22 protein-coding genes are annotated in these 26399 nt (G+C 63.3%); 7 read left to right on the forward strand and 15 right to left on the reverse strand.

Features of this window, described 5'->3' with window-relative positions:
- Positions 1 to 863: NAD(P)-dependent oxidoreductase (locus IE125_RS06815; protein WP_189443916.1), on the reverse strand; the 863-nt coding region annotated here is incomplete at its 3' end.
- A gap of 253 nt (positions 864 to 1116) precedes the next feature.
- Between IE125_RS06815 and IE125_RS06820 the strand changes: the two genes are divergently transcribed.
- Positions 1117 to 1989: a DUF1932 domain-containing protein gene (locus IE125_RS06820; RefSeq protein ID WP_189443917.1), complete on the forward strand. Its 873-nt coding sequence runs from the start codon at positions 1117 to 1119 to the stop codon at positions 1987 to 1989.
- Between the two features lie 15 nt (positions 1990 to 2004).
- Here the strand turns inward: IE125_RS06820 and IE125_RS06825 are convergent, their stop codons facing one another.
- A complete protein-coding gene (locus IE125_RS06825; protein ID WP_229808968.1) occupies positions 2005 to 2859 on the reverse strand; it encodes a DUF4396 domain-containing protein in 855 nt (284 codons plus the stop codon).
- A gap of 619 nt (positions 2860 to 3478) precedes the next feature.
- Here IE125_RS06825 and fucP point away from each other — a divergent pair.
- Positions 3479 to 4780 carry an L-fucose:H+ symporter permease gene (gene fucP, locus IE125_RS06830; protein ID WP_189443918.1) on the forward strand — a complete coding sequence of 434 codons (1302 nt, stop codon included), beginning with the start codon at positions 3479 to 3481 and terminating at the stop codon, positions 4778 to 4780.
- 136 nt (positions 4781 to 4916) lie between these two features.
- Here the strand turns inward: fucP and IE125_RS06835 are convergent, their stop codons facing one another.
- Positions 4917 to 5765, reverse strand: a complete 849-nt coding sequence (locus IE125_RS06835) for an oxidoreductase (protein ID WP_189443919.1) — start codon at positions 5763 to 5765, stop codon at positions 4917 to 4919.
- 463 nt (positions 5766 to 6228) lie between these two features.
- Here IE125_RS06835 and IE125_RS06840 point away from each other — a divergent pair, with 463 nt between their 5' ends.
- The 3 genes from IE125_RS06840 to IE125_RS06850 all read left to right on the forward strand — a co-directional run bounded on the left by IE125_RS06840 (position 6229) and on the right by IE125_RS06850 (position 9593).
- On the forward strand, positions 6229 to 7782 hold the full coding sequence (locus tag IE125_RS06840; RefSeq protein ID WP_189443920.1) for a DHA2 family efflux MFS transporter permease subunit: 1554 nt from the start codon (positions 6229 to 6231) through the stop codon (positions 7780 to 7782).
- Between the two features lie 52 nt (positions 7783 to 7834).
- A complete protein-coding gene (locus tag IE125_RS06845; protein WP_189443921.1) occupies positions 7835 to 9016 on the forward strand; it encodes an HlyD family secretion protein in 1182 nt (393 codons plus the stop codon).
- Between the two features lie 64 nt (positions 9017 to 9080).
- Entirely contained in the window at positions 9081 to 9593 is a 513-nt protein-coding gene (locus IE125_RS06850) for a GNAT family N-acetyltransferase (protein WP_189443922.1), read from the forward strand.
- Between the two features lie 55 nt (positions 9594 to 9648).
- On the opposite strand, the gene IE125_RS06855 is transcribed toward IE125_RS06850, so the two are convergent.
- From IE125_RS06855 to IE125_RS06875, 5 genes are all read right to left on the reverse strand, one after another.
- Complete coding sequence (locus IE125_RS06855) at positions 9649 to 10236, reverse strand: YjbE family putative metal transport protein (protein WP_189443923.1); 588 nt, start codon at positions 10234 to 10236, stop codon at positions 9649 to 9651.
- 357 nt (positions 10237 to 10593) lie between these two features.
- On the reverse strand, positions 10594 to 12303 hold the full coding sequence (locus IE125_RS06860; protein ID WP_189443924.1) for a thiamine pyrophosphate-dependent enzyme: 1710 nt from the start codon (positions 12301 to 12303) through the stop codon (positions 10594 to 10596).
- A 272-nt stretch (positions 12304 to 12575) separates the two neighbouring features.
- On the reverse strand, positions 12576 to 13715 hold the full coding sequence (locus tag IE125_RS06865) for a lactonase family protein (protein WP_189443925.1): 1140 nt from the start codon (positions 13713 to 13715) through the stop codon (positions 12576 to 12578).
- 116 nt (positions 13716 to 13831) lie between these two features.
- Positions 13832 to 15259, reverse strand: a complete 1428-nt coding sequence (locus IE125_RS06870) for an amidase (protein ID WP_229808969.1) — start codon at positions 15257 to 15259, stop codon at positions 13832 to 13834.
- 76 nt (positions 15260 to 15335) lie between these two features.
- On the reverse strand, positions 15336 to 15644 hold the full coding sequence (locus IE125_RS06875; RefSeq protein WP_189443926.1) for a YrhK family protein: 309 nt from the start codon (positions 15642 to 15644) through the stop codon (positions 15336 to 15338).
- Positions 15645 to 15822: 178 nt separating this feature from the next.
- Here IE125_RS06875 and zwf point away from each other — a divergent pair, with 178 nt between their 5' ends.
- The gene (gene zwf, locus IE125_RS06880) at positions 15823 to 17415 is read left to right on the forward strand and encodes a glucose-6-phosphate dehydrogenase (protein WP_189443927.1); all 1593 of its coding nucleotides are present in this window, start codon (positions 15823 to 15825) and stop codon (positions 17413 to 17415) included.
- Between the two features lie 6 nt (positions 17416 to 17421).
- Here zwf and IE125_RS06885 read toward each other — a convergent pair whose 3' ends face one another.
- The 5 genes from IE125_RS06885 to IE125_RS06905 form a co-directional block, all read right to left on the reverse strand.
- Positions 17422 to 17976, reverse strand: a complete 555-nt coding sequence (locus IE125_RS06885) for a GNAT family N-acetyltransferase (RefSeq protein ID WP_189443928.1) — start codon at positions 17974 to 17976, stop codon at positions 17422 to 17424.
- A gap of 4 nt (positions 17977 to 17980) precedes the next feature.
- Positions 17981 to 18928, reverse strand: coding sequence for a cyclodeaminase (locus IE125_RS06890; protein ID WP_189443929.1), 948 nt, complete (start codon positions 18926 to 18928; stop codon positions 17981 to 17983).
- 68 nt (positions 18929 to 18996) lie between these two features.
- Complete coding sequence (eutB, locus tag IE125_RS06895) at positions 18997 to 19983, reverse strand: hydroxyectoine utilization dehydratase EutB (RefSeq protein ID WP_189443930.1); 987 nt, start codon at positions 19981 to 19983, stop codon at positions 18997 to 18999.
- Between the two features lie 315 nt (positions 19984 to 20298).
- Positions 20299 to 21699, reverse strand: a complete 1401-nt coding sequence (locus IE125_RS06900) for an aminotransferase (RefSeq protein WP_189443931.1) — start codon at positions 21697 to 21699, stop codon at positions 20299 to 20301.
- A gap of 121 nt (positions 21700 to 21820) precedes the next feature.
- Entirely contained in the window at positions 21821 to 23284 is a 1464-nt protein-coding gene (locus IE125_RS06905; protein ID WP_189443932.1) for an NAD-dependent succinate-semialdehyde dehydrogenase, read from the reverse strand.
- A gap of 417 nt (positions 23285 to 23701) precedes the next feature.
- Between IE125_RS06905 and IE125_RS06910 the strand changes: the two genes are divergently transcribed.
- Positions 23702 to 24652: an aldo/keto reductase gene (locus IE125_RS06910; protein ID WP_189443933.1), complete on the forward strand. Its 951-nt coding sequence runs from the start codon at positions 23702 to 23704 to the stop codon at positions 24650 to 24652.
- Between the two features lie 70 nt (positions 24653 to 24722).
- On the opposite strand, the gene IE125_RS06915 is transcribed toward IE125_RS06910, so the two are convergent.
- Together IE125_RS06915 and doeB are read right to left on the reverse strand one after the other, a co-directional pair.
- Positions 24723 to 25196 carry an Lrp/AsnC family transcriptional regulator gene (locus IE125_RS06915; RefSeq protein ID WP_189443934.1) on the reverse strand — a complete coding sequence of 158 codons (474 nt, stop codon included), beginning with the start codon at positions 25194 to 25196 and terminating at the stop codon, positions 24723 to 24725.
- Positions 25193 to 26272: a N(2)-acetyl-L-2,4-diaminobutanoate deacetylase DoeB gene (gene doeB / locus IE125_RS06920; protein ID WP_189443935.1), complete on the reverse strand. Its 1080-nt coding sequence runs from the start codon at positions 26270 to 26272 to the stop codon at positions 25193 to 25195. The genes IE125_RS06915 and doeB overlap by 4 nt, the downstream gene beginning before the upstream one ends.
- Between the last annotated feature and the right edge of the window lie 127 nt (positions 26273 to 26399).

Here is a 26399-nt window from a genome sequence, read left to right on the forward strand (position 1 = left end):
AAGGCGTAGATCGAGGCGATATCCTGCTCTCCGTGGCCGGCACTGACGGCGTCGGACCACAGATTGCGAATCTGCGCGAGCGAGGGCATGGCGTTCTCGCCACCGGCTTCCAGCGCCAGGCCGGCGTCTTTCAGCCCCCACTGCAGCGCCATCTGCGCGTCGAAATTGCCGCTGCCGATCGCATCGAGCTTGACCTTGGTGTAGGGACTCGCCAGTGGCCCGCCATCCAGCGTCTGCCAGAGGTCATCGGTCGAGAAACCGAGCGTCTCGGCCAGGCGTGACGTCTCCGCGATACCCTGCATCATGGCGATCAACCAGGCATTGACGACGATCTTCATGCGCGCGCCCTGACCGGCATGCCCCAGCCACTGGGTCTTCTTGCCCAGCACATCGAAGATCGGATCGGCCACCGGCCCGGCCTTGTCACGGTCGCCGCTGGCGAGCACCGTGACGGCGCCCTGCTCGGCCGGCGCTTTGGTGCCGGAGACCGGCGCGTCGACGAAGATCACATCGGCGCGGCTTTCACCGACCTCGGCGATCAGGCGATCGGTCTCGGCTACACCGAGCGTGCCCATCTGAATCAGCAGCGAATCCTGCGGCATCGCCTGCAGCGCACCGGCGTCGCCCAGCAGCACGTCCCGCGTGACGGCGAGATCCGGCAGCATCGCGATCACCGCCGCGGCATCCGTCACCGCATCGGCGGCAGAATCCGCTTCGCGAGCCCCGGCCGCCACCAGACCGTCCGCCTTGCCCGGCGAACGATTCCAGACGGCCACCCGGAAGCCGGCTCCGAGCAAGTTGGCGGCAAAGGCGTGGCCCATGGCGCCCAAACCAAGAACGGCGACACTGCGAGAATCGGACATGACATTTACCTCGTGGGGATCTGTAGTTAGCTAACGGTATCGTTCCACTATAGGCAAAACGTCTCATCGACAAAAGTCGTGCCTCGCTCGAGCTAACGGGAGCGCTAGCGCCATCATGATCTCCGGCATCGTCGGTCGGGGTGCGTCGTACGACGGAAGCGGTATGGTGAAGTCTCGACATCGCCATCAAGCTGTCCCGCACGACGCTATTTGTCATACAAGAAATTGTCGCCATCTACAGGAGTCAAACGCCATGTCCCCGACAGTCGCTCTGATCGCGCCAGGCGCCATGGGCGCTGCCATCGGCCGCCGCCTGACCGATCACGGTCTCGATGTCTGGACCTGCCTCGAGGGCTGCAGCGCGGCGAGCCTCGAACGCGCGCGGGCAGCGGACCTGAAAAATGTGCCGCTGGCGTCACTGATGCAGGCCGACCTGCTGCTCTCGGTGGTGCCGCCGGCCGAAGCGGCAGCACTCGCCGAACGGCTGGCACCGTTTATCACGCAGACCGAGACACCACCCGTCTACTGCGATCTGAACGCCGTCAGTACGGCGACGCTGGCCCGGATCGAACGCATCGTCAGCGACAGCGGCAGCGCGTTCGTCGACGGTGGCATTATCGGCCCCCCACCTTCCGAGACGAAGACACCGCGTATCTATGCCGCCGGCGAGAACGCCCCGGCTCTGGCGAAACTGTCGTCGTACGGTCTCGACGTTCGAATACTCGACGGCGGCATCGGGAGCGCATCGGCGCTCAAGATGTGCTTTGCCGGTATCAACAAGGGCATGACGGCGCTGACCACGATCATGCTGCTTGCCGCCGGCCGTAGCGGCGCGGGGGAAGCGCTGCGTGGCGAGCTCGCCCACAGCCTGCCGGAGGTGATCGAGCGCATCGATCATGGCATACCGGACATGCTGCCCAAGGCGTGGCGCTGGCATCCTGAAATGCGCGAGATCGCCGACTTTCTCGACGCCGCCGATCCCCAGGGCAACGATGTGGCTGGACGACGCGCCTTCGAAGGCTTCGCCGCGCTCTATGAGCACCTGGGCGACGTCAGCACCAATGACGCGCTGATACGCCAGCTCGAAACGCTGATCGACGCTACGGCTGGCGCCTCGCGCAAGTGACGCCGAATGCGCCTCTCACATGCCATGCTTGATACCGCGACTGATCAGCCACCAATTGGCCGGATAGGACGTCGCGAAACCGATGAGCATGGCGATCTGCATCATGAACCAGTAGGTCGCGGAGGCAACGGGCGGCTCCTGCGGCAGAATCAGCAGGAAAGCGATGGTCAGCCAGGCGAACATGCCGATCTCGAAGGCCACCAGCGAGACGGTATCCGCCTTGACGGCGTTGACGAACGCACGCGCGAGATTCTTCTCGCCCATCTCCATCGCAGGGAGAATCTGAAACGCCAGGCCGAATAGATAGGCCCCGATGAACGCGCCAACGAAGTGCCCGAGCAGCGTCGAGCCCAATACCGTGAAGCCGGTGAGCGCGACGATTGGCGCCGCGACCGAATCGCCCAGCGTGCAGCCGCCACCGCAGTGCGTGACGCCGACGAATACGCTTTGCCATTTGGGTTTGTCCCCACCGTGATGATGCGCGTGCGATCCATGCCCCGGGTGTTGAGAACCCTCGTGTTGAGAACCCTCGTGATGAGAACCCTGGTGATCAGAGCCGTCTCGGCGGGAATCCCCGTGGTGGGAGTTCTCCTGATGCGGGCCGTGATCATGCGCGTCGTGCCCGCGAGATTCATGTTCGTGATCGGCATGCTGATGCCCTTGATGCCCACCATGCTGTTCGGACTTGAGCGGCGCCCGTCCCATCTTGAGGTAGGCCCACCAGCCGACGAGCGGCATGTAGAGCCCGGTAATCGGCCAGGTCACATTCATGACCGCCATAGGTTGCGGTCGCTTCGACACGTCGATGGCGATGGCGATGGCCGTGGCGATGCCCAGCAGCAGAAAGATCCAGGACCAGAAGGTCAGCATGGCGAAAAACGCTCCTTGTCGGTGAGATATCGGGATTCCGAAGTCCATTTCGGCGATGCGAGATTGAATTCCTCATGGAGTCAATCAGTCGCCGCCTAATTGGCGGCCTCACCTGAAGGTATAGAGTCTCTTCGCGTCGCCAACAAGCGACGTCCTGCACAAAGGTCGTGATCGACGACGCCGATTCAGTCATGTTCACCGTCACTTTTGGCAGTGCTCGTGAGTCGTAAAATAACAACATAAACATCAATAAAGCGGCCGATTATCGATTGATGAAACTGCTGTTCTGAAAGTTAACGCAAAATCGTTCATGGAACTGACGGCGAGTCAATTCCACCAAGAGATGACCGATAAATGGCGCTCATTCACTTATCGTTCTAATCATTAAAGCACCGCTTTATAAGCGACCTCGCTTGATGCATCATCAGCGCCCACGCGGTCGCTGAAACGATTCAGGGGGATTCCTTCACGGCGATGTCCAGACGCGATATCGATGGTATCGGCTCCCGTGATGGAAGATCCAAGCTCCACGTCGGAGCACTCGATCGACACGCCAATGACTCGTGATCGAATGGATGCGCCAACAGGGCAAACGGATAGAACGAACAGGAAAACGATCATGCCAGCAAGGCCACAGACGAATTACCGCAGCGCGCTGGTCGTCGTGACGACGATCTTCTTCATGTGGGGATTCATTACCTGCCTCAACGACATTCTGATCCCTCACCTCAAAGCGGTGTTCTCGCTGAATTACACCCAGACCATGCTGATCCAGTTCACCTTCTTCGGTGCTTACTTCATCATGTCGCTGCCGATGGGCAAGCTACTGGCGAAGGTCGGCTACAAGAACGCCATCAGTCTGGGCCTGCTGATCGCCGCCGTCGGCGCGGTGATGTTCTATCCTGCCGCGAAGGCGCCCTCCTACCCGCTGTTCCTGACCGCGCTGTTCGTCCTGGCGAGCGGCGTCACCATGCTGCAGGTCGCGGCCAATCCGTACGTCAGCATGCTTGGCCCGGAAGGCTCCGCCTCCAGCCGACTCAATCTGGCGCAGGCCTTCAATTCGCTTGGCACGACGATCGCCCCTTACTTCGGTGGCATGCTGATTCTCGGTGCGGCCGTGCTCGGCGCCAGCGAACTGGCCGACATGTCCCAGGCTGACCGCATGGCCTACCGCGTGCAGCAGGCGCAGAGCGTACAGACGCCCTATCTGCTGCTCGCGGCCGTACTCGCCGTGCTCGCCGTGGTGATCTATCTCTGGAAGCTGCCCAACTTCAAGGATCAGGCGCGTGACGACAGCCCCCGGGACAACGTCACCGCCGCCCAGGCGCTGCGTCACCCTCACGTGCTATTCGGCGTGATCGGCATTTTCTGCTACGTCGGCGCCGAGGTCTCGATCGGCAGCTTCATGATCAACTACCTGTCGCTGCCGGATATCGGCGGCATGAGCGAGAGCGCCGCAGCAAGCTACGTAGCCTACTACTGGGGCGGCGCGATGATCGGCCGCTTCATCGGCTCGGCGCTGATGCAGAAGATTCGCCCCAGCCTGCTGCTCGGCCTCTTCGCGATCGTCGCGGCGCTGCTGGTGGTCACTACCATGCTGACCTCCGGCCATGTCGCGATGTGGAGCATCGTCGCCATCGGGCTATTCAACTCGATCATGTTCCCCACCATCTTCACGCTCGGCATCGCCAAGCTGGGCCCGCTGACCAGCAAGGCCTCGAGCCTTCTGATCATGGCGATCGTCGGCGGTGCCATCCTGCCGGTGGCGCAGGGGGCGATCGCCGATACGGTCGGTATCCATCACGCTTTCATCCTGCCGCTGCTCTGCTATCTGTTCATTGCCTTCTACGGTTTCCGGGGCTCGCGGGTGCTCAACCCGCACCCGGCTTCCAGCGAGGAGCTGGCCGAGGCACGCGGTTAAGCGCCGATTTCGCAACGAGCGCTATCATCACAAAACGAGCGCTGCTATCACAAAGCGTGCCTCGTAGACGACGAACGCCCCTCTCAGGAGGGGCGTTCTCGTTATCGGTACTGTCACGCTGGCGCGTAACGCAAGATCACGAATCCGGGTAATCGGTGCCAGCTCCGACCTCGCCCCAGGCACGCACTTCCTCAAGCGTCTGCTCGAGATGCTCGGTGACCTTGCCGACACCCCAGGCGCCCAGCACCAGATGGCGAGGCGGTTCGGGGTGCGCGACCAGATCGATCATCGTCTGGGCAGCGCGGCGCGGGTCGCCCGGCTGCTTGCCGCTGCCTTCACTGGTACCGGCCATACGCGCCTTGGCGGTCTCGGCGTAGTCATCGATCCGGCTCGGCGTCTGCTGCAGCGAGCGCCCGGCCCAATCCGTACGGAACGGCCCCGGCTCGACGCAGGTAACGCGGATACCGAGCGGTTCGACCTCGGCCTTGAGCGAATCCGACCACCCCTCCACGGCATGCTTGCTTGCCGCGTAATAGCCGGACCCCGGGAAGCCGATGAACCCGGCGACCGAGCTGATGCTGATGATATGGCCCGCACGCCGCTGGCGCATGCCGGGCAATACCGCCCGCGTCATGGCGAAAAGCCCGAAGACGTTGGCATCGAACTGGGCGCGAATCGCCGACTCCTCGCCCTCTTCCACCGACGCCTGATAGCCGTAGCCGGCATTGTTGACCAGGACATCGAGGCGGCCGAATTTCGCCTCTGCGGCGGCAACAGCCGCGGTGATCTGGTTCGGGTCGGTGACATCGAGCGCCAGGGCCAGCGCGCGGTCCTCGGCGCCTTCGACCAGATCGGCGACACGTTCGCGAGCGCGAGCGGACACGACGACGCTGCCGCCCTGATCGATGATCAGACGAGCGAGTTCGCGGCCGAAGCCGGTGGAGCAGCCGGTGATGAACCAGACCGGAGAATCGGGCATCGACATGATGTTCTCCCAGGATGATGACGGCGCGGCCAGAACGATGACACGCCCCTGCCGTCGGTGAATGTCGCCTCTTAGCATAGACGACACGAGCCCGTGTTCACCCCCACCCATGAAGGCCCGCAGGGCGCCTGGCGACACTTACGACCTTGGTCTTATCCCTCTTGTACCCGCCGCCAGCATCGGGATAATTGATTAGCGGGCAAAAGATAGACGCGTTATCGATTTGTCTGCTTCGGTCGGGACGAGTCCGCCCCATAACCACTATCAGCTCGGTACGACTAGCATGACGCCGCCGTGACCTGGCACCGAGGTTACGTCCGCACATTGGCGCCGGCGGATGACCCACTCGGCCCATACAGCTAAGACGAAGACTCGGCTGCAAAGACTCGGCGGCAATGCCGGCCGAGCCCTTATTCCGACGTCCTGACCAGAGGACGCACGCGACAAGAGATCACGAAGGAACATGACGCAAGTCGAGCATCTGTTCGAACGCTATGGCCCCCGTTACAAGCTGTGGGTGACGCTGACCGTGATGCTCGGTCTCGTGGCGCTGGGCATGTCGATCACCATCGTCAACGTCGCCATACCGTACATCAAGGGCGCCTTCGGCATGAGCGACTCCCAGGTACAGTGGCTCTCCACCGGGTTTCTCGCCTCGACGACGGTCTCGCTGCTGGTCGCGCCGTGGCTGGTTGCGGCCGTCGGCCAGCGCGCCACCTTCATCGGTCTGCTGCTGGCTTTCATCGCGGCCTCCATTCTCGGCGGACTCGGCCAGGGCATGGCCGCCCTGGTCGCCGCCCGTATCGTTCAGGGCGGCATGACCGGACTGATCCGCCCGGTGGCGATGCAGGCGCTGTTCGCCGCCTACCCGCCCGAAGGTCGCGGCATGGCCACGGCCATGTACGGCATGTGCCTCGGCCTGCCGCTGACGCTCGCTACCGTGATCGGCGGCTGGCTGGTCGAGCATTTCACCTGGCGCTACGTCTTTTTCGTCACGCTGCCGATCTGCGCCGCCGCGATCGCCATGGGCTTCTTCTTTCTGCCCTCACGTGAGCACAAGGGACCGCGTCCGCCGTTCGACTGGGCCGGCGTGATCATGCTGTTCGTCGCAGTCTTCTCGCTGCTTGCCGCGCTCTCCAACGGCCAGCGCTGGGGCTGGTATGACCCTCGGGTGCCGGAACTGATCCTGATCGCCACGCTGACTGGCGCCGGTTTCGTCGCCTGGCAGAATCGTACCGCGCATCCACTGCTCGATCTGGCGATCTTTCGCGATCGCACTTTCATCGTCGGCACGCTGGCGATGTGCCTGTTCGGCGGTACCTTCTACGGCATCATGTATCTGCTGCCGCAGTTCGTGCAGGCGGTGCTGCACTACAGCCCGATCTCCGCCGGCAAGATCTTCCTGCCCTCGACGCTGGTTCTCGCCGTGCTCGTGCCGCTGGTGGGCTGGCTGAGTGATCGCTATCCGCCGCACTGGATCACCCTGCCGGGCCTTGGCTGCGCACTGCTCTCCGTTTGGCTGATGGCGCAGATGGACTGGAACACCTCGTTTTTCTATCTCGCCATGGCCATGGCTGTGCTGTCGGTCGGCATGGCCGCCTTCCCGCCGCCGACGCTCTCCAACGCCATCGCGGGCTTGCCCGTTCATCTGATGGGCCATGGTTCGGGGGCGATCAACTTTGCGCTTCAGCTCGGCGGCGCGCTGGGCACCGCCGGACTGGTGATCCTGCTCGATCGTCAGAGCGCCTACCACGGCCAGAGCCTGAACGCCGGCGTCAATGCCGGCAACGCGATTGCCCGCCAGCAGCTCGACCAGCTGGCCGATCTCACCGCTCGGCTTGGCGTGCCCGATACTCAGCAGCAGGCGATGGCTGGCTACCTGATGGAGCGTATCGAGACGATCTGGGCGTCGATCCTCGCCTATCAGGATGGCTTCTGGATATTGATCGGCAGCCTGTTTCTGGTCGTCGTGCCCTCGCTGCTGCTGAGCCGCTGGCGCGGGCTGCCCCGTACCTGAGCCTGCCGCTACCTTCGAATCCCTCTCCGACCGCTGAAGGACCCTTTCGCGCATGACCGCCGACTCTTCTCCCAAGCGACGCCTGCCCCGTTCCACCAAGCTGCTGGTTCTGGCGCTGATCGTCATCGCCTGCCTGATCTGGATCGGCTTCGCGGTCGCGCATCGCCTGACCCACGTCAGCGTGCAGGACGCCCGCGTGATGGCCGATCAGATCACCGTCAGCAGTCGGCTCGACGGCCGCGTGACCCGATTCGACCTGACCGAGGGCGAGACCCTTAGCGCAGGCGATCCTGTCGCCTCTCTCTATAGCGAACCGGACCAGCGCAAGCTGAAGGCGCTGGAAGCCAACGCCGCAACGCACCAGGCGCGCGTGGATTACGAGTCCGCACGACTCGAACTGGCCAAGCAGCAGTACCAGGGCGGGATCGACATTACCAAAGAAGAGCTCGACGCCAGCAAGGCCGCCGAGAAAGCCGCCGGTGCGCGCCTGACACAGGCCGAGCGCGACTATCGCCGCTCCGATACGCTCTACCGCAAGAACTCGGTATCTCAGCAGCGCCGCGACCAGGACTACTACGCCTACCAGGCCGCGCTGGCCGAGCATCACCAGGCTGAGCAGGAGGTTGCCGTCAGCCAGGCGCAGGCGAACAATGCGCGCGTCGGCTTCCTCAACGGCGTGCAGGTGCCTCTGCCCAACCCCACGGTCATGCGTCAGGAGCTGCAGATCGCACGTCAGGAGCTGGCCGAGGCCAAGGCCAGACTCGATGAAGAGCAGTTGAGAATCCGCGACCTCGAGGTCAAGAGCCCCACCGATGGCGTCATCAACAAGACCCTGATCGACCCCGGCGAATACGTCAGCGCCGGGCAGCCGATCCTGATGATGCACGATCCCTCGAAACTCTGGGTCGAAGCCAACGTCAAGGAGACCGACGTTGGCTCGCTGCGGGTTGGACAGCCCGTCTCCATCACCGTCGACGCCTTTCCTGATCGGACTTTCAGCGGCCACGTCGCCATCATCGGCCGCGCCGCGACGAGCCAGTTCGCGCTGCTGCCGGACCCGAACCCGTCGGGCAATTTCACCAAGATCACCCAGCGCATTCCGGTGCGCATCCGCTTCGATGACGGCCCCACCGAACTGATCGGCCCCGGCATGATGGTCGAGGTGGATATCGACGTCAGCGATGACGGTGAAGACCGCAGCGTCCATGCCCAGACGACGCCCGCCACCAGTTGAGCGCGCCGGCGGCTTGCTTTCGGATTACGATGGCGCTCCGAGTTCATCGCCGCAGGAGCATCACATGCCCGTCATCATCACGCCGTTCACGCCCGCTCACCGTCAGGGCGTCATCGACCTGATCCTGCCGATTCAACAACAGGAGTTCGGTATCGAGATCACGGCAGCCGACCAGCCGGATCTCGGCGATATTCCCGGCTTTTACCAGCAGCAGAGCGGTGGTTTCTGGGTCGCAATGGCGGGAGACCGGATCGTGGGAACGATCGGCCTGAAGGCGTTCGACAACGGGCAGGCCGCGCTACGCAAGATGTTCGTCGCCGAGGCGTACCGCGGAGGCGCCAGCGGAGCAGCGCGGCAGCTGCTCGAGACGTTGCTTGCGCACGCCGATCGCTACGCCATCGAGACGATCTGGCTCGGTACCACCGCACAATTCGTCGGTGCTCATCGTTTCTATGAAAAACACGGCTTCGAGCTCGTCGAGGCCGAAGCACTGCCGGACCACTTCCCGCGCATGGCGGTAGACACGCGCTTCTATCGCCGGCGGCTGGCCGGCTCGCAAGACCCGGTCCATCAGTAGGGTCCGGCCTGCTAGCCAGCGCCTGCCTTGCGGCCGCAGTAAGGTTTTCGGGACCTCACTGCACCATCGCCATCAGTTCCGGCGTTCCCTCCACCAGCATACGCACGGCGACAAACAGCACGAAGACCAGTCCGACCCAGGCGATCCAGGCATGCTTCTCGACCAGCCGCGCGACGAGGGCCGCGGCGAAGGCCATGATCGCCACCGACAACAGCAGACCGAACATCAAGGCCGCCCAATGACCGGTTGCGGTACCCGCGACCGCGAGCACATTGTCGAGACTCATGCTGAGATCCGCCAGGATGATGGCGAGCATTGCGCGGCCGAAGCTTCTCGGCGCCTTGCTCGCTCCCTCTTCGTCGCCGCCGCGAATATCCTTGTACATGCCCCGGGCAACGTAGAGTAGGAGCAAACCCCCGACGACCTGCAGGCCGGGAATGGTCAAGAGCCAGGCGGCAATCAGCGACAGCAGGATTCTCGCGATCACCGCGACCGCCATGCCGGCGGCGATGGCCTTGTCACGCTGCTTGTCGGGCAAGCCAGCGGCAATGGTACCGATGATCACGGCATTGTCCCCGGACAGAACGATATCGATGAGAATGACGCCGAGAAAGGCAAAGATCGACGAACTCGTGAGATCCATGGACGAAGGTTCCCGTTAACGTATTGAAGACATGTGATCTCCCGGCGCCGCCGAAGGAGCGACCATCCGGGTAGAGCCAGTGGAAGATGCCTGTGAGCAAAGCCGCGAGAAAGACGAATGAGAGACGCGAGAGGCCGGCAAATCATCCGGTTTCAGTCATACATCATACATTTATTATCTCGCTAACCGATACGCGAAAAGGCGCATTGACATGGCTGGATTGCCGTCTCCAGGCCGGCGCATGAACGACGCCCCGAAGGATAACGGCGCCCGGAAATTGGGCGCCGCTGTCAGATCTCCCAGAAGAACTACCGCCGGGTCATGGTACCGGCTGCAGTTGCCACGACTCGCTCGCCGTCATTTCCAGAAATTGCTCTTCACCAGATCGACGACATCGGTCATCCGCCCATTGAGAACCGCCTTGCCGGAGTAGAGCGCGGTCGACACGACCTGCCCCGGCTCGACCTTCGGCGGCATGACCAGCTCCATCCGGTTGACCTTGACGTCGAGAATGGCGGGGCCCGGATGCGTCAGCCATTCGGCGACGGCGTGCTTGAGCTCATGCTCCGCTTCGACGCGGCGTCCCCATAGACCGATCGACTGCGCCACCAGCGCGAAGTCCGGATTCTCGAGATCGGTATAGCTGTCCAGCAGGCCATCGACCTTCTGTTCCAGCTCGACGAAGCCGAGAGAGCTGTTGTTATAGACGACGATCTTGAGCGGCACCTTCTCCTGTTTTAGCGTCAGCAGATCGCCCATCAGCATCGTCATGCCGCCGTCGCCGCACATCGCGATCACCTGACGCTCGGGAAACGCCTTCTGAATGCCGATCGCCTGCGGGTAAGCATTGGCCATGGTGCCATGCACCAGGCTCGAGAGCGTCCGCCGCTGCCCACGCGACTCGATATGGCGCAGCATCCACACCATCGGGCTGCCGGCATCGGCGGTGAAGAAGGCGTCATCGTGCGCCGCCTCATCGAGCGCCAGCGTCAGCTCCTGCGGATGAATGAGGGCGTCATCCATCGACTCGTGCGCATCGCGCTCCAGCGCCTTGTGGTACTGATGGCGACAGTGCTCCAGCCAGCGCGTATCGGTCTGCTCGTCGACGATCTGGGCGATCGCCGCGCAGGTATCGCGCACGCTGCCGACCAGGCCGACATCGACCGGATGGCGCTTGCCGATCTGCTGCGGGTCGATATCCACCTGAATGATCGTCGCCTTCTCCGGGTAGAACTGGGTCCAGGCGAAGCTGCAGCCGAGCAGCAGCAGCGTGTCACAATCGGCGACCGCGTGATAACCGCCAGCGAGGCCGAAGACCCCGGTCATGCCGACCTCGAAGGGGTTGTCCGGCTGGATGAAGTCCTTCGCCCGCGAGGTCCAGGCGACCGGCGCGTTGAGCTTCGCGGCCAGCGCCATCACCTCGTGTCTTGCATGTTCGCAGCCAAAGCCAGCGTAGATCGAGATCTTGCCGCCAGCGTTGAGCGCCCGGATCGCCGGCACCAGCTCTTCGGCGTTCGGTCGCACGACCGGGTCGAACCGATGCGCGCGGTAGGGCAGATCCTGACTCGGCGTCTGGGTGAACAGATCGCCGTGAACGATCAATACGGCCACGCCATTCTTCGACAGCGCCGCCTGTGCCGCCAGCGCCGTCATCCGTCGCGCCTGCTCGGGATTGATGACCGACTCGCAGAACACGCTGTACTGGTCGTAGATCGGTTTGGGATCGACATCCTGCGGGAAGCCGACGCCGGTGTCGCCGGTCGCCACCTGCGAGGCGATTAGAACCACCGGCGCGCCACTGCGATGGGCCTCGAACAGGCCGTTGACGAAGTGCAGTGTGCCCGGGCCGCAGGTGCCGGCGCACAGCGTCAGCTCGCGGGTCATGTAGGCTTCGCCGCCAGCGGCAAAGCCGCCGACTTCCTCGTGGCGCACGTGTACCCAGTCGACGTCGCTGCGCCGAATGGCGTCGGTGAAGTGATTGATGGTATCGCCGACGACGCCGTAACAGCGTTTAGCGCCGGCCTGGGCGAGCGTCTCGACGATGATCTCGGCCACGTTCTGGCTCATGATGCGACTCCTTTCGCGATCGGACACGATAACGAAACGTGCAGGAAAGATTCGAGCGCCCGGCCGTGATGAGACCTGGCCCGAAACGATGACAGGCCATCGCGAGAAGCGATGGCCTGTTCAAGCGTAGTCGCCCCGACGAATTCGTGGGCCGCTCCCGTGCATTTCTTGGCAGAGCGCCTCGACCGGGTCGCAGAGCGTCTTGAGGGATTGGCAGAGCGTCTAGGCGGGGTGGCGGAGCCTCTCGAAAGAAAAGCCCGCCGACGAGACCGTCAGTCGCCTCGGTCGTCGAAGCTGACGATCTCGACCCAGTTGGCGTTCTTGCCGGTCGGCGCCTCGCCGATGCGTGTAAGCTCACCGCTCTGCGGCGTAATGCGATAAAGCCCGATGTCATCGTCCAGCTGGCCGGAAACCACCATGAACCGCCCGCTCGGATCGATATTGAACCCGCGTGGTTGCTTCTCGACCTTCGTCGTGCGCAGGAAGGTCAACCGTCCGGTTTCCGGATCGGCGGCAAAAGCGCTGATACGGCTGCGCGTGCGCTCGCTGATATAGACATGTCGCCCGTCGGGCGTGGTGTGAATGTCCGCGGCCCAGATACGCGGCGTATCGTCTCCGGCCGGGATATCTTCGCGAGCCATGCCGCGGATCAGACCCGAATCCGCAGGGATACCCGTAGCCGTACCCAGTGCCGTGAGCTGACCGCTCTGCGCATCATAGGCGTAGGTCGTGACCGCGCCAGAGAACTCTCCCAGCACGTAGACGAAACGCCCATCGGACGAGAACACGAAATGGCGGGGCCCGGTCTGCGATGGCGTTGCCACCGACGCCGGGGCCAGCGGCGTCAGATGGCCGGTGTCGGCATCGAACCGATACTGGACGAGTTGGTCGTCACCCAGGTTGGTCGCGTAGGCGAATCGACCGTCGGGCGAGGCATGCATGGCGTGCGCCCGGCGCCCCGTCGGCAGCGTCTTCTGCGCGTCGCCGACAACACCCCGGGCGTCGATGGGGCTGACGCTGAGAAGATCATCGCCATAGGAGGCGGCGAACAGGGTATGACCGCTTGGATCGACATCGATATTGGCCATGCTGGCCGGCAGCGCCCCCGTACCTTGACGGCTCAACGCGCCACTGCTGGCATCGAGACGGTAACTCACCACCTGCCGCGGCGTGTCGCGCAGCGCGGCGTAGAGATGATGGTGGTCGGGACTCAACGCCATCGGCATCACCTCACCACCGGCCGGTGTCTTGGCCAGCGGCTCGAGCAGGCCCCGCTCCCGGTCCAGTGTATAGCTCGAGATGATGCCGTCGTCCGCGTTCGAGACGTAGACATAGGTCGCTGCCTGAGCGCTCGCGGCACCGATCGTCAGAGCCAGCCCCGCGCTCATGGCGGTCAAAGTTTTGCGGTTCATCGGCGCTGATCCTTTCAGGTTGAATGCTTAGCCTGCTCATTCAAGCCCGAACGGTGCCGGAACCCCATGCCTCTTTGGTCGACCAACCTATGAGATCGAGAGAACCGGCCTTGTGCTCACCCCATTTCCGCCGGGTCAGGCACGCGTGGGAATCTCGGCGGATGGGCCTGCATGTAGGCGTGGCAGGCGCGCAGCACGCGCACGTCGTCGTGCTTGCCACCGGCGAGCTGAAAGCCGACCGGCAGACCGCGCTCGGTGAACCCGCACGGTACCGACGCGGCCGGCTGCTGGCTCAGGTTGAACGGATAGGAGAACGGCGCCCACTCCTCCCAATCGCGCATGCCGCTGCCCGGCGGCACCTCGTGATCGACCGCGAACGGTTCGATCGGTACCGATGGCGTCATCAGCAGGTGATACTGCTGATTGAAGCGCTCGAGCTTTTCGGTCAGATGCGCGCGTTCGCTCAGTGCTCGAAACAACTCGAGCGCACTCCACTGCTCGGCGGTGCGCGCGTTGGCGACGAGACCTGAATCGAGCAGCTCGCGCTGCTTCGCGTCGCTATTGGCCCAGACATCCAGTGACGCTGTGAACCAGAGCTTCTGGAAGATATCGATCGGCGATTCGAAGCCAGGGTGGACCTCTTCCACCTCGGCGCCCAATGCCTCCAGGTTTTTCGCGGCTTCGCGCACTCGGGCCGCAATCTGGTCATCGACCTCGGCGTAACCAAGCGTCGGTGAGAAAGCGATACGCAATCCGCGCAGATCCTGATCGAGATCGCTGCCCCAGTTCTCGGGCTGGCCGCGAGTCGCATAGGGGTCGCGGTAGTCATAACGGCCGATCACGTTGAGCATGCGCACTGCGTCCTCGACGCTGCGCGTGATCGGTCCGATGTGCGAGAGCGTCGGTGCCGTGGCCGGCGGCCATTGCGGCGTCCAGCCGTAGGTCGGCTTGAAGCCGAAGGTGCCGGTGAAGGCCGCGGGAATCCGTATCGAACCACCGGAATCGCCGCCCTGATGCAGCACGCCCATGTTGAGCGCTGCCGCCACCGCCGCCCCGCCGGAGGAACCACCGGGTGTCAGCGAGGTATCCCAGGGATTGCGCGTGGCGCCGAAGACGCGATTGTCGGTAACCGCCTTCCAACCCATCTCCGGGGTGTTGGTCTTGCCCAGAATGACGGCTCCGGCCTCGCGCAGCATGCGCGCCGGCGGGCAATCCTGCTCGCAAGGCTCGGCCGATGTCGTCAACGATCCATCGCGCGCCGGCATGCCCGCCACTTCGGAAAGATCCTTCATCGAGATCGGTACGCCGTCGATGGGACTCAGTGGTTTGCCCTGCCCCCAGCGTCTCGCGGAGGCCTTGGCCGCCCGCTCCGCGCCTTCATGATCGACGTGCACGAACGCATTCACGTCCGGATTGAAGCGCTCGATGCGAGCAAGCGCCGCTCGTGTCGCCTCTAAAGGTGACGCTTCGCCGCTGCGATAAAGCTGTTCGAGACGCTTCGCGTCCATGTGGCCGAGATCGGTTTCTGCATCCTTGTCGTTCACGTTGTCTCCACATCCTGTGGTGAGTGATGTCAGTTTCGAGGTCTGTACTCGTGATTCGTGGCTCGTGGCTCGTGGCTCAAAAATCGTGTTCGGCTTCGGCCGGGGCCCGGCGGCCGCCACTCATGCGCTGGAGGTGAATTTTCCGCGTCAGACGAATGACCGGCCGAATCAGCATCTCCACGCTGCCGATGACGAACAGCCAGGTGCCCGCGTAGGCCAGCGATTCGTAGAAAAAGAAGACACTGCCGATGACGAACCAGACACCGATGAGAATGTCATTGACGATGCTCAACACCTCGTAGCGCTGGCGCACGATGAGTTCGTCGTGACCGAAGTGCAGCGTGATACCCGATTGATTCGAGGCGTGCTGCGACGATTCCTTCATAGTGATCTCCCTGTCGATAAACGTATGCAAGGCGGCTCTTCCAGCGACCGCTCGCCCCGAAGCATAGGAAAAATCATCGGCTTCTGCGGCGTCGGGCGACGGGTCGCGGCTTTGGCTACGCTGAACGAAGCACACAGGATTGCGATCATGTTTCCATCCGAAGCGGAGGTAGACACCCATGCCAGAGAGTGTGAAAACGCCCGACAAGCACGCCGTCACCGCCGACGACACGACGCTGTTCATCTTTGGCGCCAGCGGCGATCTGGTAAAACGCCTGCTGATTCCCTCGCTCTTCAACCTCGATCGTGACGGCCTGATCGCTTCCGAGATGCGCATCGTCGGCATCGACATCGCCGACCACGACGACGCCTCCTTTCGTCGGCACCTCAAGGATTTCATCGCCGACAAGCAGGCAGCCAATCACGCCGAAAGCCGCGGTGGCGAGCTCGACGACGAGAGCTGGGCCTCGTTCGAGCAGCGCCTGCACTACCGTCAGGGCGACTTCACCGAGGCCGCGATCTATGCGTGGATCGAGAAGCGCATCGCCGAGAGCCCGACCGGGAGCGCCCTGTTCTACTGCGCGACCGGATCACGCTTTTTCGGCGACATCGCGCAGCAGCTGGGCCACGCCGGGCTGATGAAGGAGCCCGAGGGTGCCTACCGCCGCCTGGTCGTCGAGAAGCCGTTCGGTCACGACCTGGAATCCGCGCAGGCGCTGAATGCCAAGCTGCTCTCGGTCATGCGCGAGGACCAGATCTACCGAATCGATCATTTCCTGGGCAAGGAAACGGTACAGAACATTCTGGTAGCGCGCTTCGCCAACGTGCTGTTCGAACCCTTCTGGAACAATCACTACATCGATCATATTCAGATCACCGCGGCCGAGACCGTCGGCGTCGAGAAGCGAGCCGCGTTCTACGACCAGACCGGCGCCATGCGAGACATGGTGCCCAACCACCTGTTTCAGCTATTGGCGATGGTGGCGATCGAGCCCCCCGCCTATTTCGGTGCCGATGCGCTGCGCGCCGAAAAATCCAAGGTCCTCGGCGCGATTCGCCCCTGGCGGGTGGAGGAAGCCGCCGAGAACTCCGCCCGCGGGCGCTACGAAGCGGGCGCTTTCGACGGCAAGGCGGTACCCGGCTATCTCGAGGAAGAGGGCGTCAAGGCAGAAAACGACACCGAAACCTTCGTCACCATGAAAGTGATGGTCGACAACTGGCGCTGGATGGGCGTGCCCTTCTATCTGCGCACCGGCAAACGCATGAGCGCCCGCGATACGGAAATCGCGATCTGCTTCAAGCCGGCACCCTACTCCCAGTTCCGTGACACGGAGATCGAGCGCACCGCCTCGAACTGGCTGATCATCCAGATCCAGCCCAACGAAGGGATGTGGTTCGACTTTCAGGCCAAGAGACCGGGGCCGGAGCTCGAGATGGACACGGTCAAGATGGGGTTCGCCTACAAAGACTTCTTCGATCTGCCCGCCGTGACCGGGTACGAAACGCTCATCTACGACTGTTTGACCGGCGACCAGATGCTGTTCCAGCGGGCCGATACCATCGAGAACGGCTGGCGCGCCGTGCAGCCGTTTCTCGACGCCTGGTCGCAGAACCCGGCGCTCGAAGGCTACGCCGCCGGAGAAGACGGCCCGCGCGGCGCCTTCGAGCTGATCGGGCGAGACGGCCGTCGCTGGCACCAGGTCGGCTCCGCTACCGGCCCCGGCGTTGCACCGGTGCCAAAGAGTGGCAAACGCGAAGATGGCAAGCGCTGATCTGCATCAGACATCGCTGATCAGCGAGCGTGCCAGCAATGTCTCCACCAGCGGCTGACCATTAATCTCGAACGACTGGTCGAGCCGCTGGTCGCGAAACCCGCAGGCTTCGTAGAAGCGAATGGCTGGCGCATTCGTCGAGAGCGTCCACAATCCGACATCGCGATAGCCTTCGGCTTCCAGACTGTCTCGCGCTGCCTGCCAGAGCAGCGTGCCGACACCGCTGCGCTGCGCACGCGGCGCCACGTAAAACGCAAGCAACTCACCCCACCCTTCGGCAAGGCGCGCGACCTCCGGTCCCGCCTCATCGGTGATTCGGAAGCCGCCGATCTGCACCCAGCCCAGAAGTTCGCCAGCGGCCACGGCCGCCAGTACTCGAGCTCCTTCGTCGAACCGGCGCTGCCAAGCGGCCAACCTCGGCGCTAGCGAAAGACCATCCAGCGTGCTGTCGGCGATCTGCCCACGATAGTTCGTCTGCCAGGCGTCGAGCCCGATCTGGGCAATCGCCAACGCATCGTCGGGCCGTGCCCAGCGCACCACCGGATTTGTGTCGACTGTCATGGGTTCACGCCTTCAATCGCCCCAGCGCGAAGCCCGCGATCGCCGTGTCCTGCACGCCGGTACCTGTGAGATCGCAGACGGTAATTTGAGAATCCGATGTGCGCAGGCCCCTGCCACCGGCGACCACCTTGCCCAGCTCGTTGACCGTGAACGGCGGCTCGTGCCCGGCATAGGCTTTCAATTCACCGTTGTTTTCGCTCTGGGCGCGGGTATCGGCAACGAAGTGATCGGCCCGTTCCATCACCGACGTGTCGAGTTCGCGCTTCTCCGGGCTGTCCGAGCCCATCGCCGTGACGTGTACGCCCTCGCGAAGATGCTCTCCGCTCAACAATGGCGCTCGCGACGGCGTGCTGGTGACGATGATGTCCGCCTCCGCGCAGGCGGAGGCGATATCCGTGTGTACGGCGACGGTCAGGCCGTACTGTTCCTGCATTCGGGCGGCGTAGGCCTCGGCCTTGGCGACATCCCGCGCCCAGACGTCGAGCGTATCGATGTCTCGCACCAGCTTGAGCGCGGCGACCTGCAGCTCGGCCTGCAATCCGGCGCCGAGCACGGTGACGCGTTTGCTGTCGGTTCGCGAGAGGTGCTTGGCGGCAATTGCGCCGGCCAGCGCGGTGCGGATATCGGTGAGATAGCCTTCGTCGAACAGCACCGCTTCGACCAGGCCAGTCTTGGCCGAGAAGACGATCATCAACCCGTTGAGACTGGGCAGGCCGAGTTTCGGATTGTCGAAGAAGCCGGGACTGACCTTGATCGCAAATGCGGCATTGCCCTTGATATGCGCGGTCTTCACATCGACCTCGCCGTTGGACTCCTCGATCGCCATGGAGAGGATCGGCGGCTGCGTGACGCTGCCCTCGCCGAGCGCCCGGAATCCGGCTTCGACGGCCTCCAGCGCCGCATGATCTAGCGTGACGACGTTCTGAATCTGTTCGCGGTGGTAAAGCTCCATGACTGACTCCTGCGTCCTCTCGTATGGGGTTGGCCGACAGCGCTGCCGCGCTGTCCGGTTCACGCGCTTCAGCGCGACGGATAATCCAGTAACGTTCTGGCCCTGGCGAGCGTGCCGGCATCGACCCCGTTGCCCGAGACGATCAGCGCGACTTTCTCGCCGCGAATGTCGATCGCGTGCTCGTCGATGGCAGCGAGACCGACCACGGCTGCCCCCTCGACCAGCATCTTTTCCTGCTCGAAGAAGTGCAGCATGGCGCGGGCGATGGCTGGCTCGGAGACCTGATAGTGGTCGTCCATTACCTCGCGCACCAGCTCGAACGTGCAGCGGTTATCGAGCCCGATGCCGCCACCGAGCGAATCGGCCAGCGACGCTTTCTCCTCGACTTCGACAGGCTTTCCGGCCTCGAGACTTGCGATCATCGCCGCGCCCTCGAGCATGCTGACGCCGGTCACCGTGGCGCGCGGGTTGATGCTCTTGATCGCGCGGCCGATCCCGCCCAGCAGACCGCCGCCGGAGAGTCCGATCAGCACGCGGTCGAGCTCCGGCAGTTCCTCCATTAGCTCGAGCCCGATGGTGCCCTGGCCGGCGGCGATCAGCGAATCGTCGAAGGGTTCGATCAGCGCCATGCCCTCCTCACTCACCAGCCGGCGCGCCTCGATGAAGGCATCATCCTGAGAGCGGCCAATCACCCGCGCTTCCGCCCCCAGTGTCTCGATGGCCGCCACCTTGTTGGCCGGCACCAGCTCGGATAAGCAGATCACCGCCCGCGCGCCGAGACGTTGGGCAGCCCACGCCACCGCACGGCCGTGGTTGCCGGTGGAAGCGGTGGTGACGCCACGTTCGAGCTGCTCAGGGGATAGCGAAGCGATCTTGTTGAGCGCCCCGCGTAACTTGAATGCGCCGCTCGGCTGCAGCGTCTCGAGTTTGAGGTAGATTTCGGCATCGAAGCGCGCCGATAGGCTCTGGGAGAGGATCAGTGGCGTACGCGCCGCCTGGCCGGCGATGCGGCGTCTCGCCAGATAAATGTCGTGAAGCGTGACGGGGTCGGACATGCGGATTCCCGAGGCGGTAAAAGAAAGCGGCAGAGTTTTCACCCTGCCGCAGACGTGCGGTCACATCAAGCCGATGCGAGACCGGCGTTTTCGCTCGCGATGCTCGCTCCCGCCACCCCCCTGGTCGCCGCCAGCTGCACCGTGACGTGAAGTGCGCGGTCGCTTCGCGCTAGTGGCCAAATTTACGAAAATTTCGATACCCCACTGTTGGAGCGAGCTCTGCTCGCGAATATCTCGGTTCGCGAGCAGAGCTCGCTCCTACCCTACACCGAACGCCGAGCCCCGAAGCCCCGGGGCCCAAACCCAAGGTCTAACTTAGACCTTCAGGTCACCACTGCGAGTCAGTTCATCGGTGACACGGTCGATAGCGCGTTTGGCACGCCCGATGACTTCGTCGACCTGAGCGCGGTCGATCACCAGCGGCGGTGCGAAGCCGAGGATATCCCCGTTGGGCATGGCGCGGGCGATCAGATTCTCTTTCATCGCGGCCGCTGCCACCCGGGCGCCAACCTTGAGCGCGGGGTCGAACGGCGTGTATTCGCCCTTCTCCGGGGCGAACTCCAGCGCCGCCATCAGCCCCTCGCCGCGCACGTCACCGACCAGCGGATGCTCACCAAAAGTCTCCTTCAGCCGCGCGTTGAAGTAGGCACCGGTCTCGGCGGCATTGCCCACCAGATTCTCGCGCTCGATGATGTCCAGGTTGGCCATGGCGGCGGCGGCGCCCAGCGGGTGGCCGGAGTAGGTCCAGCCGTGGCCGATCGGTCCGTACTCTCCGGTGCCAGCTTCCAGTGCTTTCCACACGCGTTCGCCAACGATCACGCCGGAGAGCGGCTGATAGGCGCTGGTCAAACCCTTGGCGATGGTGACCAGATCCGGCTGGATGCCGTAGTGCTGGAAACCGAACTGGCTGCCGAGCCGACCGAACCCACTGACGACTTCATCGGCGATCAACAGGATCTCATGGCGCTTGAGTACGGCCTGGATTGCGTCCCAGTAGCCTTCCGGAGGCGGGATGATACCGCCGGTGCCCAGCACGGGCTCGCCGATGAAGGCACCGATAGTTTCCGGCCCTTCGCGCTGAATCAGCGCTTCGAGCTGCTCGGCACAGTAGGCCGAGAACTCGCGCTCGTTCATCTCACCGCGCTCCCTTCTGTAATAGTAAGGGGCTTTCGTATGCAGGATGCCGTCGATGGGCAGGTCGAAATGCTGGTGGAATGCAGGCAGACCGGTGAGCGAACCGGCGGCGATGCTGGAACCGTGATAGCCGCGCTGGCGCGCGATGATTTTCTTCTTCTTCGGCTGACCGGTGACGTTGTGGTAGTAGCGCACCAGCTTGATCTGGGTCTCGTTGGCATCGCTGCCGGAGAGCCCGTAGTAGACCTTGGTCAGACCGTTGCCGGCGAGCTTGGCGATACGCTCAGAGAGCGCGATCAGCGGCTCGTTCGAGTGGCCGACATAGGTGTGGTAGTAGGCGAGCTCCTTCGCCTGGGCGTAGATCGCATCGGCAATCTCGCTGCGCCCGTAGCCGATATTGACGCAGTAGAGCCCGGCGAAGGCGTCGATCATCTCGCGACCGTCGCGATCGACGATGGAAATGCCCTGGCCGCCGGTGATGATGCGCCCCGGCGCATCGCCTTGGGCGTAGTCACGCAGATGGGTGGAGGCGTGAAAGACATGCTGGCGATCGTTGTCGATCAAGCTACGGGTATCGGTCATACCGTTTTCCTTACTAAAAGCGGAACCACCACCGCGACTGTCGATGGTGTTTGATGATGGTTCCCGGCGGGCGCAGCGATCGGAGCGATCCTTGGTAAATACCCGCGTTGAATCTCGTGAGTCACGAGCTTGAAGCAGAAGGCATATTGCCGAGGCAGTAATACTTGGTATCGAGATACTCCTCGAGCCCCTGCGCCCCGCCCTCGCGACCCAAGCCGGACTGCTTGATGCCACCGAACGGGATCGGTGCGCCGGTCATCTTGACGCTATTGACGCTGACCATGCCGTATTCGAGGCCGCGCATCAGCTTCCAGGTGCGCCGGAGATCGTTGGTGTAGACGTAGGCGGCAAGGCCATATTCGGTGTCGTTGGCGAGCTGGATCACTTCGTCATCGCTGTCGAAGACGCCGATCCCGGCCACCGGCGAGAAGGTCTCCTCGCGGAAGACGCGCATTTCCGGCGTGATATCCACCAGCACGGTGGGCACGAAGAAGTTCTCCCCCGGCGCCTTTCGTTCGCCGCCGAACCGGCGCGCGCCCTTGTTGATACCGTCTTCGACGATGCCGTTGGCCGATTCCACCGCACGCTTGTGAATCAGCGGGCCGATGTCGTTGTTTTCCAGGCCGTTGCCCACGGTGAGCGCTTCCATATGCGCGACGAAGCGCGCGACGAAATCGTCGTAAATGCCGCGCTGGACGAAGATCCGATTGGCGGCGAGACAATCCTGCCCGGCGGTCTGGAACTTGGCCGCGACCGCTTCCTTCGCCGCGGCATCCGGGTCCATGTCGTCACAGACGATGAACGGGGCGTTGCCGCCGAGCTCCAGCGACATTCGCTTGACGCTCGACGAACTCTGGCGCATCAGCAGCTTGCCGACGCGGGTCGAGCCGGTGAAAGAGATATTGCGGATACGGCTGTCGCTGCAAAGCACTTCGGAGACGGTTGCCGGGTCGCCGGTGACCACGTTGAAAACGCCTGCCGGGATGCCAGCCCGCTCGGCCAGTTCAGCCAGCGCGAGCGCCGAATAAGGCGTTTCATTGGCCGGCTTGACGATCACCGGGCACCCCGCCGCCAGCGCCGCACCGGCCTTGCGCGTGATCATCGCCAGCGGGAAGTTCCACGGCGTGAACATCGCCGCCACGCCCACCGGCTCCTTGATCGTCCCCAGCGCGGCGTTCGGAATATGGCTGGGGATGGTCATGCCGTAGGCACGCTTGGCTTCTTCGGCGAACCATTGAATGAAGCTGGCGCCGTAATCGACCTCGCCGCGACCGTCATTGAGCGGCTTGCCCTGCTCGCGGGTCATCAAGTAGGCGAGATCTTCCTTGTGCTCATGCAGCAGGCGATACCAGGCGTGCAGTTTCTCGGCACGCTCGTGCACGTTGACGGCTCGCCAAGCGGCGAAGGCGTTCTCGGCGGCGGTGACCGCCTCGGTGATCTGCGCCGCTTCGAGCAGCGCGCAGTGGCCGATCGTCTCTTGGGTCGCCGGGTCGATCACGGCCTCCTCGCGGCCTTCGGTGCCGTGGGTCCATTTGCCGTCGACATAGGCGTACTGGCGGAACAAGCGCGGATCGTTGAGTTTCATGTCGGCTCCTCGGTTTCAGCAGACCAGAACGCTCGGTGCAAGGCGCCCAGTGCCGGGTAAGACAAGAAGAGGCGCTCGGCCCCATCGATGTTTCCAGCCTACGCCTGTCACCACACCGAATGTTTTTGTCCGGCGCGGCAGAGGATGGCCTTTTTTCGGAATGCGGCCATGGAAGTGACGTTTTTTTCGGCAGTTGAATCGCAGCACCGGGATCGCGCCCCTGGAGTCAAGCAACGAACCGGGCTTACGACGCCGTCGAAAGCCCGGTTCGTTTGACACCCCGGTCGCTCGCAACGATGTTTAGACGCACTTTTCATCACCGGTGGGTCGACGAGTCATGGCGTCGCGCGGCCGTTCCGGCCAGCCTGGCGCCGACCCGATTCCCGCTATCAGCCACTCCCATGGAAGGAGCCAACCATGCAGATGCGTTCACTGGGCCATCCGGATATCCAGACCGCGCCGATCGTCTTCGGTGGCAATGTCTTCGGCTGGACACTCGACGACAAGCAGTCTTTCGCCATGATCGATGCCTGGCTCGATGCCGGCTTCAACGCCATCGATACCGCCGACGTCTACTCTCGTTGGGCAGAGGGCAATCAGGGCGGCGAATCCGAGACAGTGCTGGGCAAGTGGTTCAAGCAGAGCGGTCGTCGCGACGAGGTGGTGCTGACCAGCAAGGTCGGCATGGATCTTGGCGACGGCAAGGTCGGTCTATCGAAAGCCTACATCATGCAGGCGATCGAGGCGTCGCTGACCCGCCTGCAGACGGACTACCTGGACGTCTATTTCTCGCACCAGGACGACCAGGACACCCCGCTCGAAGAGACGCTCGAGGCCTACGATCGACTCATCGAGCAGGGCAAGATCCGCATGATCGCTGCCTCAAACTACACCGGCGATCGTCTGTCCAAGGCGCTCGAGGTCAGCAAGGCTAAGAGCCTGCCGGCCTACCGCTGCCTGCAGCCCTTTTACAATCTCTATGATCGCGAAGACTTCGAGCGTGACCTGGCACCGGTCTGCCGCGAGCACGATATCGCTGTGGTGCCCTACTTCTCGCTCGCCAGCGGCTTTCTCACCGGCAAGTACCGCTCGCGGGAAGACGCCAAGGGCCAGGCCCGCGCCGACTTCGTCGACAAGTACTTCGACGACAAGGGCATGCGCATTCTCGAGGCGCTCGATTCGGTCTCCAAGCGCTATGACACCCAGCCGGCTGCCGTATCACTGGCCTGGCTGCTGGCGCAGCCGACGGTGACCGCACCGATCGCCAGCGCCAGCAAGCCGCATCATCTCGATGCGCTGAAGGCGGCATGCGATCTCAAGCTGGACGCCGATGCGCTCAAGACGCTGGATGACGCCAGTCGAGGCTAAGCCAATGCAGAACGCGGCATGAAGACGACAAAACCCGGCCAATGCCGGGTTTTGTCGTCGCGAGCAGCCACTACTCATTCAGCATCGGCAGCGCGGGACCCGCCTGTCGTTTTACCGCTTTGGTGACGATGTAAGTGAAGTAGCGTTCGATGCCGAGATCCGACACCAGCCAGCGATCGATCAGACGCTGATAGGCGTCGATACTATCGGCCTCGATCTTGACCAGATAATCCATGCCACCACCGATCGCGAAGCACTCGACGACATCGGGCGTCTCGTTTACGCACTGCTCGAAGCGCGCCAGGCTCTCGGCGTTGTGCTGCTTGAGCTCGACCTGGACCCAGACGGGCGTGCGCTTGACCACGACATCCGAATTGAGTCGCGCGCCATAGCCCTCGATGACCCCAGCCTTCTCGAGACGCTTGACCCGCTCCCAGCACGGGCTGACGGAGAGGTTGATTGCCTCTGCCAGCCGCGACTTGGTGATCCGGCCGTCGTGACTCAGAATTTCGAGGATCTTGAGGTCGTAGCGATCGAGTTTCATTCGGCCGGTTTCGGGGCCGATGAAGAGCCGACCGGTTTCGGGGCCGAGAACGAATCGCGCTCCAACGACTCGACCACCTCGGCGACGACCGCAATGGTATCGCCCATGCCGACCTTGGCCGGAAAGCGCCGTGCGATCACCACTCCATCGCGCTCTGCGCGATACTCGACCGGCGCCGAGCCAGTCCGCGTCATGTCGAAGACGCGGGCCAACACATCGCCCTTCTCGACCATTTCGCCGAGCGCGACCGTCAGCTCCAGCAAACCCGTATGTTCGCTCTGTACATAGCAGCTGGCATCCGGCATATCGACAGCGATCATCGGCTCGGTGGGAACCTCCAACTCGCCCTCGACCAGTCCGTAATGAACGAGGAAGTTGCGCACGCCGCGTTCGGTGATCGCCAGGCTCTGCGGTGTCGAGGTGCCCCCGCCGCCGAGTTCGGTGGTGACGAAGGTCTTGCCCTGAGACTCGACCGCAGTGTCGTAGAGCTTGGCCGCGTCGAGTTCGAACATCATCATGGCGTAGGGCGCGCCGAACGCTATGGCACCGGCAAGACTCGCCGCTTCCTGCGCCAGATCGTCGAGGCGATGCGCCGCAGCGAAAGGCACGATATCGAGCGTGCGCCCACCGGAGTGAAGATCGAGCGCCACATCGCACATTGGCACCAGCACGCGATTGAAGTAGTCGGCGATCTGGCTGGTCGGCCCGCCGTTCGGGTCACCGGGAAAACTCCGGTTCATGTTGCCGCCGTCGAGCGAGGAGGTGCGCTTGCCGGCCTCCGCCGCCGGCGTGTTCATCATCGGCACGATTATGACGCGACCGCGAACGTCCTCGGCCTTCAACGTGTTGGCGAGCTTCATGAGTGCGGTAATGCCTTCATACTCGTCACCGTGGTTGCCACCGGTCAAAAGCGCCGTAGGGCCTTCGCCGTTGGCCACGACGGTGATCGGGATCATCACCGCCCCCCAGGCGGACGTGTCGATGGAGATCGGCAGCTTCAAAAAACCGTGCTGAACGCCCTTGGCATCGAAATCGACGGTGGCGCTGATCGGACTCGGACGCAGCGAAGCGGACATGCAAAAACTCCAGAGCGAGAGAGGAAAGAGACGCTGGCGCGTCTCATCCATCGAGGTTAGCAGGTATCGAGATGACGGCCCTAGGGTCGACGGGCGCCGCGGTTCGACAGTTGGTCCAGCCTATTCG

The sequence above is a fragment of the Salinicola rhizosphaerae genome (genome assembly GCF_014652715.1).
Classification (GTDB): domain Bacteria; phylum Pseudomonadota; class Gammaproteobacteria; order Pseudomonadales; family Halomonadaceae; genus Salinicola; species Salinicola rhizosphaerae.